The sequence below is a fragment of the Blautia sp. RTP21359st1_E11_RTP21359_211015 genome (assembly GCF_040910705.1).
Taxonomy (GTDB): Bacteria; Bacillota; Clostridia; order Lachnospirales; family Lachnospiraceae; genus Blautia_A; species Blautia_A fusiformis.
This window is the reverse complement of the sequence record NZ_JBDGAB010000013.1, coordinates 33944-47514: the sequence shown is the minus strand read 5'-3', so window position 1 is coordinate 47514 and position 13571 is coordinate 33944. Positions and strand designations below refer to the sequence as shown.

Below are 13571 nucleotides of genomic sequence, written 5' to 3'. Positions count from 1 at the left end.
TCTTGAGTTTTTTTCTGTAATATTATAGAATGAACTGTCAGGTTTACGCAATCATTTTTGGAAGGAAATCATCATACTTATGTTAAATATATCCGCTGAACACAAAAAAGAACACCTTTATCTGGAGGTTTATCACTATTACCGGAAGCTGATTCTGGAAGGCCGTCTCCTTCCCGGAAGCAAAATGCCCTCCCTCCGCAAATGCGCCCAGGAGCTGAAGCTGAGCCGTACCACCATCGAAAATGCCTATCTTCTGCTGGCAGCAGACGGCTATATCATCGCCAGGGCACAGAGCGGCTATTATGTCACCGGCATTGCTTCCAAGCAGCATCTGCTTACCCCCGAAAAACAGGATAAGGATATCACGCCCTGCCTTTATGATTTTGCCTCTTCCGGTGTTGACCGGGAAAGCTTCCGTTTTGATCTGTGGCAGCGTTACATCAAAAGTGCCCTCCGCCAGGGCGACCGTATGCTTTCTTATGGCGAACCACAGGGCGAAAGCGATTTCCGGGAGGTTCTCGCAGACTATATCCGAGAACGCAGAAATGTGATCTGCTCCCCGGATGACATTGTAGTAGGGGCCGGTCTCCAGCCCCTTCTCCAGATCCTCTGCCCTCTGATCCATGAACGGAAAACCGTTTCGTTCCCCACACCGTCCTTCACCACATGCAGCACCATCTTTCAGGATTACGGCTTTGATGTCCATTACCGGGACAAAAGCTGCGATGTGATCTATGTTTCTCCTGCTCACATGACGAAATGGGGCGAGATCATGCCGGTAAAACGACGCCTGGAGCTGATCCGTCATGCGGAGATCGATGACCATCTGATCATTGAGGATGATTTCGAAAACGAATTTGTTTATTTCCAGAAGCCGACGCCTTCTCTTTTCGGTCTTGCAGGTGGTGAAAACGTTGTCTATATCGGTTCCTTTTCCAGGCTGCTGCTGCCCTCCATCCGTGTCAGCTTCATGGTACTGCCGCGCTCTCTCCGGGAAAAATATACAAAAAAAGCAGCCTTTTATAATCAGACTGCTTCCAAGGCAGAACAGATCGCGCTCTGCCAGTTTATCCGCGACGGGCATCTGGCTTCCCAGACTAGAAAGCTCCGCCGCCTTTATTCCCAAAAGCTGAAGGCTCTTTCCCAGGCTGTCCGGGAAACCTTTGGCCAGGACTGCCAGATCCAAACAGGAGCCGCAGGAACCAGCCTTGCCCTTACTCTTCCCTGTTCTCTCACAGGCAGTGAACTGACAGACAGAGCCCGGAACCGTGGTCTGGGACTGGAGGTTCTCAGAGAAAACGGAGCCGAGGTCACCCTGGTCCTCTCCTGCTCCTCTATTCCATCCAAGGATTTTCTGCCTGCCTGTCAGCTTCTGAAGGAGGTTACCGGCTCCTAATCTCTCCGGTTATCGATCATGTAGAGCAGGGCATTTACAATGCACGCAGCAATATTGCTTCCACCCTTGCGTCCTTTTGCCACAATATAAGGCACATCTGCGTGCATGATCAGCTCCTTGGACTGCACAACATTCACAAAGCCTACCGGCACACCGATGATCAGCTCAGGAGAAAGCTTTCCGTTCTCAATAAGCTCATAAAGACGTACCAGTGCGGTAGGTGCGTTTCCAATGGCAAAGATCAGCTTTTTATCCATCTCTGCTGCCTTGTCCATGCTGGCTGTGGCTCTGGTAGTCCCGTTCTTTTTTGCAAGGGCTGCCACATCTTCATCGGACATGAAACAGTAAGCCTCACCGCCGTAGCGGGCAAGTGCACGCTTGTTGATCCCGGCCTTTGCCATCTGGGTATCTGTGACGATACAGGCACCGTTGCGGATGGCGTCGATGGCCATCTCCACTGCCCCCTCCGAGAAGCAGAGATTTTTTGCATAATCAAAATCTGCGCTTGTGTGGATGCAGCGTTTTACGATCAGCTCTGTTCCCGGAATCAGGGGAGTATCCCCCAGCTCTTCTGTGATGATCTCAAAGCTTCTTTTTTCGATCTCCATGGGTTTTACATTTTCAAGCTCAACTTTCATTTCTATTCTTCCTCCGTAATCCCGTTTTCCAGTATCTCATAGATTTTTTTCATATCCAGATGCTTCCGCAGCTCTGCAGCCAGGATATCATACTGCTGTTCCTTAAATGCCGCAAAATCCACGCCTGTCATATTTTCCACATCAATACCTTTTTTCTCGCCGATCACGCGGATGATCGCCTCTGCAGATGCTTCCTTATCGAAAACGCCGTGGATATAGGTTCCGCACACATTTCCCGCAAAAGCACCCTCTTCTTTTTTCTTACCGCTGACGCTGTCTGTGATCTTCGTGGCTGTTCCTGCATTGTCCTTCAGGATGCTTTCGCCCATATGGATCTCATAGCCCTCGATCTCCACACCGGAAAGAGGAGCAAACACACCGGACAGCTGACCGAAATGCCCCTGCACCCTGGTCCTGGTTTTCTTTTCGGCAAATACCGTTTCCATGGGAAGAAGTCCCATTCCTTTCATGGAACCGCCATTTTCAACGCCATGAGGATCGCTTAAGGTTTCACCCAGCATCTGATAGCCGCCGCAGACACCAAAGATCAGCTTGCCTCTGGAGGCTTCCTTAAGAACTGCTGCCTCCATTCCGCTTTCCCGCATCCAGATCAAATCACCCATAGTGTTCTTGGTTCCAGGAAGGATGATCATGTCCGGAGAGTGAAGATCTCTCGGGTGTTTTACATAGCGGAGAGAAACTCCGGGAATGCTCTCAAAAGGATTAAAATCCGTAAAGTTGGAGATCCTTGGTGTACGGACCACTGCGATATCAATGACGCCGGCTTCCTGCTTCCGGTCAAAACGCTCCGTCAGGCTGTCCTCATCCTCCACCTGGATATCCAGATAAGGCGCCACACCCACCACCGGGATCCCGCTTCTTTCCTCAAGCATGACAACACCAGGGTCCAGAATAGTCTTATCTCCGCGGAATTTGTTGATGATCAGCCCCTTTACCATAGCCTTCTCATCGTCCTCCAGAAGCTCCACCGTACCGATCAGCTGGGCAAAAACACCTCCACGGTCAATATCTCCCACAAGAAGGACCGGTGCCTTGGCCATCTTTGCCATACCCATATTTACAATATCCTCATCCTTGAGATTGATCTCGGCAGGACTTCCCGCACCTTCGATGACAATGATATCGTTTTCCGCTGCAAGAGCGTTGTACGCCTTCATCACATCCGGAACCAGGGTCTTCTTATATTTGAAATAATCCCTGGCACTCATGGTTCCAAGAACCTCTCCGTTTACGATCACCTGGGAGCCTACATCATTGGTAGGCTTCAGAAGGATGGGATTCATCAGGACAGACGGCCGGATCCCGGCTGCCTCTGCCTGCATGACCTGAGCCCGTCCCATTTCAAGACCATCCTCTGTGATAAAGGAATTCAGTGCCATATTTTGTGATTTAAAAGGAGCCACACGATATCCATCCTGCTTAAAGATCCTGCAAAGTCCCGCAGCCAGCAGGCTTTTTCCGGCATTGGACATGGTTCCCTGTACCATTATTGCTTTTGCCATAATATACCTCCCTCAAGTACTTCGATCAGTTTTACATTTTCTTCATGGCGCTTTACCGCGATCCGGTAATATCCCTTTGTAAGACCCGGATAATTGCTGCAGTCACGGATCAGGATCCGCTTGCGCAGACAGAAGTCAAAGAGCTCCTCCGGTCCTTTAAAGAAAATATAATTTGCTTCCGACGGAAATACTTTATACCCAATGCGGACCAGCTCATCCTTCAGCCACTGTGCCTCCCGAAAAACAAGCTGTCTTCCCTCCTCTACATATTCCGTCTCTGTAAGTGCCTGGATCCCGGCTGCCTGGGCCATGGTGGAAACATTCCATGGCTGAACGCAGAGCTCCATCCTTTCCATCAGCTTTCTGTCAGAACAGAGGCCATAGCCCAGCCGCACACCGGCCATGGCATATCTTTTTGTAAATGCTTTCAGGATAAAAAGATTATTAAACCCGGAAAGAGAATGCTTCAGAGAATACTCTTCCGGTTCCTTTACAAAATCAAGGAAACACTCATCTACCACCAGCAGGATATCCAGCTTTCTGCATTTTTCCAGGATCCTTTTCAGAAGCCTGTGGGGGATCAGCATGCCGGTAGGATTGTTGGGGTTACATAAGAAAGCCATATCCAGTCCCTTATGGAGGATATCCAGATATGCTTCACTGAGCACAAAACCGTCATTTTCCGTCAGCATGTAATATTCCAGCTCACAGCCAGTGCTGGCCAGAGCCTGTCCGTATTCCGCAAAAGTAGGCGCCGGGATCAGAGCCCGCTTTGGCTTTACTGCATGACAGAGCGTAAAGATCACTTCTGCTGCTCCGTTACCGCATATTACCTCTTCCGCTTTTACCCCTTCTGATTCTGCGATCCTTTCCCTGAGAACGCCGCATCCCACCTGGGGATACTGTGCAATATGATCCAGACTGTGGATAATGGCCTGCTTCACACTTTCCGGTGTTCCCAAAGGATTCAGATTTGCCGAAAAATCCAGGCAGTCTTTATGTTTATATACGTCTCCTCCATGTATGTGTTTTGTCATTGGTCATTCTCCTGTCTGTATTTATTGTTACCTTAATAACCCGAACCGGATCCCCGCGCTGAGCAGTCCAAATACAACCACACCCAGTATGGATGCCGCGTACATCAGCCGGTTAGCTCTTTTGATATCCTCCGGCTCCACCGGGCGGATCGGATCCCCGATCGTGGGTTTTTCATATAATTTCCCGAAATAATATGCATTTCCCGCAAGCTGTACATCCAACGCTCCGGCCATGGCAGCCTCTGTCTGAGCAGAGTTGGGGCTTGCATGATTTCTCCGGTCACGTTTGTAGATCTTTGCCGCATTTTTTGTATCCATTCCTGTAAAAACAGTTCCTGCCACCATCAGCCATCCGGAAATCCTGGCAGGGATATAATTGGCCACATCATCCAGCTTTGCCGCAATACGGCCGAAATAAAGATATTTGTCATTTTTATATCCAAGCATGGAATCCATGGTATTGATTCCCTTGTACAAAAACATCAGCGGCACCCCACCGATAGCCATATATAGCATGGGGGCGATCACGCCGTCGGATGCATTTTCCGCAACGGTTTCCACGGCAGCCTTTGTCACGCCGGTTTCCGTAAGCTCTCTGGTATCACGGCCTACGATCATGGACACCGCATAGCGTGCCTCGTCCAGAGTTCCGTTTTTCAGCCGGTCATAAACCTTCATACTCTCATCCTTCAGGGAACGGGTGGCAAGAAGCTGATAGCACCAGAAAACCTCCAGCACAAATCCGGCCACCGGCAGATACCGGTAAAGATAATAAAGCACCAGAAGCGGCACCCCGCCGCTGAACAGACAAACAAACACTACGATCAGAAAGCCTCCTGTCAGCTCACCGCCGTGATTTTTCGGAAAAATCTTCCGGATCACCTTTTCCAGCACTGCAATCAGATTGCCGATGACACAGATCGGATGATAAAGCCATCTGGGATCTCCGATCAGAAGATCCAGCACAAATCCTATGACCAGTGCAGGAAGACTATATTTCAGCATCTTTTTTCTGCCTCCGTTCTTTCTTATATTCCAGTGCGTTCTTCAGAAAGCGTGCCGGAACCCTGGGATTTCCGTAATAATAAAGATGCGGAAATCCTGCCATCAGCCTGCCCCGGTCATGGATACAATCCCATCCTCTTTTGGATGCCGGCTTTGCCGCATGAAAATCCTCTCCGCAATCTGTGGACTCAAAGTAATGAAATTCATGAGCCGGGATCTCACCAAGTCCGGTATCCTGTTTTTCCGTAAGGGTGATATAGCCAAACCGGTTCAGCTTCGGTGTCCGGTAAGCCCTTCCAGGGATCACCCCGCAGACTCTGCGCTGCTTTCCTTCCATATCTTCCATCTCCTGATGAAGATACATGAATCCGCCACATTCTGCCAGACAAGGCATTCCGTCCAGGATGACTTCCCGGATCCGGGTGCACATTTCCTGATTTTCTTCCAGCGCCTCCCCGTTTAATTCCGGGTAACCGCCGCTTAAAAGAAGCCCGTCCAGATTCTCCGGAAGCTCTCTGTCATGAATGGGTGAAAAACGTACCAGCTCCGCTCCCATCTGCTCCAGAAGATTTAAATTATCCGCATAGAAAAAGCAGAAGGCTTCATCATCCGCCACACCGATCCGCACCTTTTCCTCTGTACGGTATCCGAAGGCAGTATCCTTCTGTATCAGCATTTCCGTCTCCGGTGCCGCAAGCTCCGGTGCTTCCCCTGCAAGCTCCAGGATCCCATCGATATCCAGGGTTTTCTCCAGTACCTCGGAAAGCTTCTGCAGACGGCTTTTCAGCTCCGGGATCTCCTCCGGAAGCACCAGCCCCAGATGACGGCTTTCGATCACACAGTCCTCCACCTTCGGAACATATCCCAACACCTTTACGGAAAGCTCCTCTTCCAGAAGCTTCTTCATCCTGGGATACAGCATGGGAGACATCTGGTTAAAGATCACGCCGCAGATATGACTGTCCTTTTTGTATTCCAGAAAGCCCTTTACATAGGCAGCCAGGGAAACACTCATGCCACGGCTGTTTACGATCAGGATCACCGGTGTATCTGTGGTGGAGGCCAGATCATAGGCGCTGGCTCTGGAGGTGATCCCTCCTACACCATCATAATACCCCATGACTCCCTCCATCACTGCGATCTCACAGTCCGATGCGTTCTTTGCCAGAAGATACCGGGTTCTGTCTCCATCTGTAAAAAACGTATCCAGGTTTCGGGATCTTGTACCGATCACACGGCTGTGGAACATAGGATCTATGTAATCCGGGCCGCATTTAAAAGAAGCCACCTTAAGGCCACGGTTCACCAGCGCCTGAAGAAGCCCGCAGGTGATCAGGGTTTTTCCGCTTCCGCTGGCACCTGCCGCAAGAAGTATTCTCGGGATCTTCACCTAAATCTCCTCCCCTCTTCCGCTGCAGGAAATGATATAGATCGGATTCTCACCCATCATCATATGATACCTTCCGATAGATTTGGATCTTGCCGCAGACAGCTGTACGATATCCACATCCGTCAGGCTGAAATCTCGGATGGCATTCATGGCTTCCGTCACAGTCTCCAGTGTGATGCAGTTGATCACGATCCGTACTCCCGGATTTTTGTCCAGAAGAAGCCGGATGATCTCGTTCATGTTTCCGGAGGACCCGCCGATAAAGGCATGTGTTGGAACAGGCAGTTCCACCATTGCTTCCGGTGCAGTACCCGGCACGATCTCCAGATTGTCTGTGGCAAATTTCTGCCTGTTCTCCTTCAGAAGAGCAAGGGCATCTTCCTTTTTCTCGATGGCATAGACCTGCCCCTTCCAGGCACGAAGCGCCATCTCAACAGAAACCGAGCCTGTGCCCGCTCCCACATCATAGCAGACAGAATCCTCCTGAAGACGAAGCTTGGACAGAGAAACCGTACGCACCTCTTCCTTTGTCATAGGCGCCTTCCCACGAAGAAATTCCTCATCACAGATCCCGTGAACTGCGGGCAAAGGTACTGCCTTTTCATTGCACGCAGTTACCACGCTTAACGCATCTCCCCGGTATTCTGTAAGCTCTGCCGCACTGGCATGAAAGATCTTTTCATTTTCGTAGGAAAGATTTTCGCCCACATAAAGGGTCACATCACCCATTCCATATGCAACCAGACGAGAAGCCAGACGAGCTACCCCATCCTCTGTTCCCAGAATGGAAAAAACCTTGGGGTTATGCCGGATCAGGGCAATCAGATTGCAGTCTCTTCCATGAGCGCTGACGATTCTGGCATCATCCCACGAAAGACCGATCTTCGCCATAAAATAAACCACGGAAGAAATCCCGCAGATCACCTGGACATCACCATCCAGAAGATCCATCAGCTTCCTTGCGCCGCTGTAGAAGCCCACATCGCCGGAAAGGGCAATGGCTACGGTACGGTACTGTGGATGTGTCTTAATATACTCCACGATCTTATCACTGCGGTACTCATGGAGAACCATCTGCCTCGGCCTCTGTACGGCATCTGTCATACGCTTTGCACCGATCAGAAGCTCCGCCTCATCAAAGGCCTTCTTTCCTTCCAAAGTCAGTGTTTTTTCCGCACCCATGCCGATGCCTACAAGAGAAACCCTCTGTGACAGGGTAAGGCCGAACAGCTTTGCCAGAAATACCCTTGCTTCCGGCAAGGACAGCCCCTCCTCCTGCAATGGTCTTCCGATGATCACAGGTGTGACGCCGCAACGCTGACAAGCCTCCATCTTTTCCGGGAATCCACCTGCCAGACCGGTATCCTTGGTGACCAGATAGCTGCACTGAAACTGTCGAAGCATGGCTTCGTTGATCTCTGTGGAAAATGGCCCCTGCATACCGATGAGATGCTTTCCTTCGATCCCCAGCTCTGCACAGGAACTGATCACGGAAGGGATGGACAGCACCCGGGCAAAAAGCCTCTCCTGGTAATCCGGGATCACTGTAAATTTAGACAGCTCCTTGCTTCCTGTGGTAAGAAAAATGTTCCCCTCTGTGCCGGAAAGAAGCTCTGCCGCCTTCTCCGTGCTTTCCACATAGATGGCTTCCCTGTTCTTCTCCCCCTCCGGGCGAAGGACACGCTGATAGCAGATGCTTCCGTTCTCACAGGCAGTCCGGATATTTTTTGTCACCTCTGCTGCATAGGGATGAGTGGCGTCCAGAACGATCTCCGGCGCTTCCCTTCGGAAAAGCTCCTCCATATCTTCGGTTTTCAGCCTTCCGGCGCTGACATGGAGAAATTCATTTTCCTTCAGAAGGGAGCCGCCATATTCCGTGGCTGCACAGGCATAGACCGGAACATGATTTTCCGCAAGGAACTCACAGAGCGCATAGCCCTCGGTGGTCCCTGCAAAAACAATGGCTTTATACATTCTTATATCCCCTTGGTGTTACCATCTTGCCGTTTACATTCTTAGTCTGTGAATTTCCCACAAATACGGTAGTAAACATATCCACTTCTGTATCACGGAGCTCTTTCAGTGTCATGACCTGTGCAGTCTCGCCGTCACGTGCGATCTGGGCAACCGTGCCGCAGACAGTATCCGGAGACTTGTATTTCATCATCAGATCACAGGCCTTCTGAAGATAATCCTTACGTTTTCTGCTGGACGGATTGTAAAGGCATACCACAAAATCCGCCTGTGCTGCTGCCAGAAGCCTTGCCTCGATCTTCTCCCACGGAGTCAGAAGATCACTTAAGCTGATCAGGCAGAAGTCATGGATCAGCGGTGCACCCAGCACTGCGGCGCCGCCTGTGGCTGCTGTCACACCCGGGATAATGGTCAGCTCCACATCCGGATAGTTTTCTCCCACCTCATACATCAGACCTGCCATGCCATAGACACCGGCGTCACCACTGCAGATCATGGAAACGGTTTTTCCTTTTTTTGCCTCGTCAAAAGCAAGTACACAGCGGTCTACCTCTTTTTTCATCGGTGTGGTCATGAACTCTTTACCAGCAAAATACTCCTTTACAAGATCCACATACACCGTGTAACCGATGATCACATCACTTTCATTTAATGCACGGATCGCTCTTCCAGTCATCTGGTCATACGCACCCGGGCCAATTCCTACAACATAAATCTTACTCAAAACGTATCCTCCGATTTCCGGCTGCAAGGGCGGTGGTCACACCGTCCCGGCCTGTTTTTTTTCTGATCAGTGTACCCTGTCCGCAACCCAGAACCGCACTTCTCTCACAGACATTCTCTACACCTGTTATCTTTTTTACAAATTGTGACGGGGTAAATTCACCCTGCACTGCCTTCAGCTCTTCCTCTGTAAAGGTCAGAAACGGAAGCTGCCAGGCTTCTGCCAGAGAAAGAAGTCCCACCTCTTCCTTCTTCAGATCGATACTGGCAATAGCGCTCAGCGCTTCTCTGTAAACATCCGATTCTCTCAGACATTCCTCTGCCGCCTTCCGGATGGAGGCTGCATCCTTTCCCCTGCGGCAGCCCATTCCCAGAACTGCAGCGGGCGGCACCACATGGACTGTATTTTTAAAGGGCAGGCAGCCTCTGTGGATCGTCACCGCAATACCTGTTTCCGGTGCCTCACCGGCTATCTCACCCTTCTCCGGATCCGCTGCAGCTGAGGGCCTTCCGTCCTTCCCGCAAAGCACCAGACCCTCCGGCAGCTCTCCGTCCCATGGAAACTCACTGTAAAAGCCAATGCTCTCTCCCGCAAGAAGGGCCGCAGAAGCCTCCTTTGCAGCCTTCATATGAAAAATAGCACAGCCATTCTTTTTTGCAAAAACATCCACTGCAAAACGGCTGTGAAGATCTGTGGCTGTTGTCACAACCGGCACCGCCTTAAGATATCCGGCACAGCGAAGAGCCAGCTCATTGGCTCCGCCCAGATGTCCGGAAAGAAGAGCAATGACAAATTTTCCACACTCATCGATCACCAGCACAGCCGGATCCGTCTTTTTTCCGGCAATGTAAGGTGCGATACTGCGCACTGCGATCCCGCAGGCGCCAATAAAGATCACACCCTCTTTTCCTGTCCGGAACTGTTCCCCTGCCCACTGGGAGGTGGAAACAGAGATCGGATCCGGAAGGTACCGGCTCTTTTTTGCAAGGGTGACACTCTCACCCTCTTTTTCCAGAGCCCTCTGAAGCCTTTCCCCTGTCTCCAGCCCTGTCATACTGAAGCAAATGATGGAAATGTTCATATTTTATTTCGTAGCCTCACGGAATTCTGTGGTAAAGCCCGGATCATACAGCTTGGATCTGTCATAGCTTGCAGCATTGACCGCATCACCTACCAGCATAAGCGCTGTTTTTGTGATCTTGTTCTCTTTTGCTGTCTGGGCCAGAGTACCCACTGTACAGATAAACTTCTTCTCATCGGGCCAGGTTGCCTTGTAGACGATGGCAGCCGGTGTATCCTCACGGTATCCGCCCTCCACCAGTCTGCGGCTCAGCTCCTCCAGCATACCTGTACTGAGGAAAATAACCATAGTGGCATTATGAGCGGCAAAGGACTGAATGCTCTCTTTTGCCGGCACCGGTGTCCTTCCTTCCATTCTTGTGATGATCACACTCTGGGAAATATCCGGAAGTGTATACTCCAGGTTCAGTGCAGATGCAGCTCCGCAGAAGGCACTGACACCCGGGCAGGAATCATAGGGGATTCCCTTTTCATCCAGGATATCCATCTGCTCACGGATCGCACCATAGATACATGGATCGCCGGTGTGGAGACGAACGGTCATCTTACCCTCAGCCTCTGCTCGCTCCATAACAGAGATCACTTCCTCAAGGGTCATCTTTGCACTGTTATGGATGGTGCACACATCCTTGGAATACTCCAGAAGCTGGGGATTTACAAGAGATCCCGCATAGATGATCACATCTGCCTCTTCCAGATACTGTTTACCTCTTACTGTGATAAGATCCGGTGCTCCCGGACCTGCTCCTACAAAATGTACCATAATCTATTCCTCTCTTCTGTCTTTGTTTTCTTTGATAATGATCAGGGAATAATATCCTGCATCCTCAGGGATCTCCTCCACGGTCCGGTAGATCTTTTCATCCGGCATTCCGCAGTTTTCGATCATCATGGCCTCTGCCCCCTGAGAAAGAAGCTCCGCCTTCACATCCTTCATTTTCTTTCCGGCCTTCATAAGGACCTTGGTACCGGAAAGCTTCAGCGCATCCTCGATCTGATAGGAAGCCGGGATCACGTGAAGAGGCTCTGCCTTCTCCACAAGTCCGGTGTTCAGACGGGCGGAAACTGCACAGAAGGATGTGATGCCACAGACGATCTCCGTCTCACAGCCCTGAGCCACAAGTCTGTGATGGATATAGAGATATGTGGAATACACGGTAGGATCTCCCAGTGTGAGAAATACCACATCTTTCCCCTGGTCCAGGACAGCCTTGACTTTTTCTGCTCCTGCATCGTGATAGCTCTTCAGCACCTCAGGATCCTTGGACATTGGAAAAGGAACTGCAAGAAGCTCCTTCTTTCCAAGCTCCGGATAAGCCCCCTCCACGATCTTAAACGCTACCGTATCCTCCGGAACCTGTCCCGGAAGTGCGATCACCTCTGCCTCCTTTACAAGACGAAGTGCTTTTAAGGTAAGAAGCTCCGGATCTCCCGGTCCTACACCTACACCATATAATTTACCTACCATATTTCTTTCCTCCTAACTATATTTTACAGACAGGATAAAACCTGTCTGTTATTTATATCAAATTTTGTCCCCGGATCAAAAATCTCCATCCGGATCAGGGTTTCACGCATGAAATATCATCCACCCCGACTGCCTGCTCCTGTATCTTATGGATCAGCTCCTCTGCATCCCGGGTCTGCCCCAGCAGTCCGTATACATTGGAAAACACCACAGCACCCAGAAGGATCTGCTCATAGGATCTGTGGTCCAGATAAAACTGGATTTTCTCCATGACCACAGCCATAGTCTCTTTCAGGATACCATAGCTGTCAAGAACAGCCAGCGCCTCATCGGTAGTCCCCGCCTCCAGGATCTCTCTGGCACATTCCAGAGAGCCCCCTGCACGGATGGCACTTGCACAGAGAACCTCCATCCTTCCATCAGCACAGTGGGAATGGGTATTCATGATCCCGGCGGCAACCTTTACAAACTTACCGATATGAGCCACAAAAAGAATGCCCTTTACGCCCATATCAATGGCCATGTCAATGGTCTCTCCTACATAATTGCTGCACTTGATATTGTTCTCAAAGGGAATGGACATATGCTCCCTGAGATAATCCGCACCGTAATTCCCCGGTGTCACCAGGATAAAATCTTCTCCCTGGCAGAAATGCTGCTTCATCTCCACATGGATGCTTTCGATCAGAGCCTTCTCACTCATGGGCTCTACGATCCCACTGGTTCCAAGTATGGAGATCCCGCCAAGAATGCCAAGACGGGGATTAAAGGTTTTCTTCGCAATCTCCTCCCCCTGAGGGACGGATACGGTAAGCTTCAGACCGCCCTCGTAGTCATATTCCTGGGCCGCCTCTTCGGCTTCCCGCAGGATCATGGCTCTGGGAACCGGATTGATCGCCGCCTCGCCCACGTTCTGGGAAAGTCCCGGCTTGGTGACACGCCCCACACCGATCCCACCGTCCAGGATGATCTGAGGCCGGGATTTCTCTGCTTTCTGCTGCTGCCCGGCCTGTTCTGCCGCTGAGATAGAAAACTTCTCCGCTTTTACATAGACCAGGATCCCGTTGGTGGTATCCGGATCATCCCCTGCATCCTTCTGTACCGCACAGGAGACATAGGTTTCGCCCCGGGTAATATCGTGAAGCTGTAATGTGAGGGTGATCCCCTTTGGGGTATCAAGCTCTACCTCGGAAAGAGTCTCTCCCGAAAGCAGCATCCGGACTGCACCCCTGGCTGCCCCGGCTGCACAGGAGCCTGTTGTGTAGCCATAACGGAGGCGCTTGTTGTTTTTTATGACATACTGGTCTTCCAGTCCATTCTTCATATATACGATGCC

The 13571-nt window shown here is 50.7% G+C and carries 12 protein-coding genes; 1 reads left to right on the top strand and 11 read right to left on the bottom strand.

Features of this window, described 5'->3' with window-relative positions:
• Positions 1-79: 79 nt before the first annotated feature.
• A complete protein-coding gene (locus AB5026_RS06630; RefSeq protein WP_059085642.1) occupies positions 80-1396 on the top strand; it encodes a PLP-dependent aminotransferase family protein in 1317 nt (438 codons plus the stop codon).
• Here the strand turns inward: AB5026_RS06630 and AB5026_RS06625 are convergent.
• The 11 genes from AB5026_RS06625 to cbiD form a co-directional block, all read right to left on the bottom strand.
• Positions 1393-2034 carry a precorrin-8X methylmutase gene (locus AB5026_RS06625; RefSeq protein WP_368212995.1) on the bottom strand — a complete coding sequence of 214 codons (642 nt, stop codon included), beginning with the start codon at positions 2032-2034 and terminating at the stop codon, positions 1393-1395. The two genes, AB5026_RS06630 and AB5026_RS06625, sit on opposite strands and share 4 nt — an antisense overlap.
• A gap of 2 nt (positions 2035-2036) precedes the next feature.
• Positions 2037-3557: a cobyric acid synthase gene (locus AB5026_RS06620; protein ID WP_368212994.1), complete on the bottom strand. Its 1521-nt coding sequence runs from the start codon at positions 3555-3557 to the stop codon at positions 2037-2039.
• Positions 3542-4594 carry a threonine-phosphate decarboxylase CobD gene (gene cobD / locus AB5026_RS06615; RefSeq protein ID WP_227588711.1) on the bottom strand — a complete coding sequence of 351 codons (1053 nt, stop codon included), beginning with the start codon at positions 4592-4594 and terminating at the stop codon, positions 3542-3544. The genes AB5026_RS06620 and cobD overlap by 16 nt, the downstream gene beginning before the upstream one ends.
• A gap of 27 nt (positions 4595-4621) precedes the next feature.
• Positions 4622-5599, bottom strand: coding sequence for an adenosylcobinamide-phosphate synthase CbiB (cbiB, locus tag AB5026_RS06610; RefSeq protein ID WP_368212992.1), 978 nt, complete (start codon positions 5597-5599; stop codon positions 4622-4624).
• Positions 5586-6989: a cobyrinate a,c-diamide synthase gene (locus tag AB5026_RS06605; RefSeq protein ID WP_368212990.1), complete on the bottom strand. Its 1404-nt coding sequence runs from the start codon at positions 6987-6989 to the stop codon at positions 5586-5588. The genes cbiB and AB5026_RS06605 overlap by 14 nt, the downstream gene beginning before the upstream one ends.
• Complete coding sequence (cobK, locus tag AB5026_RS06600) at positions 6990-8963, bottom strand: precorrin-6A reductase (protein WP_368212989.1); 1974 nt, start codon at positions 8961-8963, stop codon at positions 6990-6992.
• Positions 8956-9687 carry a precorrin-3B C(17)-methyltransferase gene (cobJ, locus tag AB5026_RS06595; RefSeq protein WP_021650567.1) on the bottom strand — a complete coding sequence of 244 codons (732 nt, stop codon included), beginning with the start codon at positions 9685-9687 and terminating at the stop codon, positions 8956-8958. Before cobJ ends, cobK begins: the two co-directional genes overlap by 8 nt.
• Positions 9680-10768 (bottom strand): cobalt-precorrin 5A hydrolase, encoded by a 1089-nt coding sequence (locus tag AB5026_RS06590; RefSeq protein ID WP_368212988.1) that lies wholly within the window; start codon positions 10766-10768, stop codon positions 9680-9682. Before AB5026_RS06590 ends, cobJ begins: the two co-directional genes overlap by 8 nt.
• Before the next feature lie 3 nt (positions 10769-10771).
• A complete protein-coding gene (gene cobM / locus AB5026_RS06585; RefSeq protein WP_015524810.1) occupies positions 10772-11530 on the bottom strand; it encodes a precorrin-4 C(11)-methyltransferase in 759 nt (252 codons plus the stop codon).
• Positions 11531-11533: 3 nt separating this feature from the next.
• The gene (gene cobI / locus AB5026_RS06580; RefSeq protein WP_368212987.1) at positions 11534-12235 is read right to left on the bottom strand and encodes a precorrin-2 C(20)-methyltransferase; all 702 of its coding nucleotides are present in this window, start codon (positions 12233-12235) and stop codon (positions 11534-11536) included.
• A gap of 94 nt (positions 12236-12329) precedes the next feature.
• Positions 12330-13559: a cobalt-precorrin-5B (C(1))-methyltransferase CbiD gene (gene cbiD, locus AB5026_RS06575; RefSeq protein WP_265190797.1), complete on the bottom strand. Its 1230-nt coding sequence runs from the start codon at positions 13557-13559 to the stop codon at positions 12330-12332.
• Between the last annotated feature and the right edge of the window lie 12 nt (positions 13560-13571).

Bases quoted from the DNA above. Each gene is read 5' to 3' on its own strand.
- cobM (WP_015524810.1), bottom strand. From the start codon at position 11,530: ATGGTACATTTTGTAGGAGCAGGTCCGGGAGCACCGGATCTTATCACA.
- cbiB (WP_368212992.1), bottom strand. From the start codon at position 5,599: ATGCTGAAATATAGTCTTCCTGCACTGGTCATAGGATTTGTGCTGGAT.
- cbiD (WP_265190797.1), bottom strand. From the start codon at position 13,559: ATGAAGAATGGACTGGAAGACCAGTATGTCATAAAAAACAACAAGCGC.
- AB5026_RS06620 (WP_368212994.1), bottom strand. From the start codon at position 3,557: ATGGCAAAAGCAATAATGGTACAGGGAACCATGTCCAATGCCGGAAAA.
- cobD (WP_227588711.1), bottom strand. From the start codon at position 4,594: ATGACAAAACACATACATGGAGGAGACGTATATAAACATAAAGACTGC.
- AB5026_RS06630 (WP_059085642.1), top strand. From the start codon at position 80: ATGTTAAATATATCCGCTGAACACAAAAAAGAACACCTTTATCTGGAG.
- AB5026_RS06590 (WP_368212988.1), bottom strand. From the start codon at position 10,768: ATGAACATTTCCATCATTTGCTTCAGTATGACAGGGCTGGAGACAGGG.
- cobK (WP_368212989.1), bottom strand. From the start codon at position 8,963: ATGTATAAAGCCATTGTTTTTGCAGGGACCACCGAGGGCTATGCGCTC.
- cobI (WP_368212987.1), bottom strand. From the start codon at position 12,235: ATGGTAGGTAAATTATATGGTGTAGGTGTAGGACCGGGAGATCCGGAG.
- AB5026_RS06625 (WP_368212995.1), bottom strand. From the start codon at position 2,034: ATGAAAGTTGAGCTTGAAAATGTAAAACCCATGGAGATCGAAAAAAGA.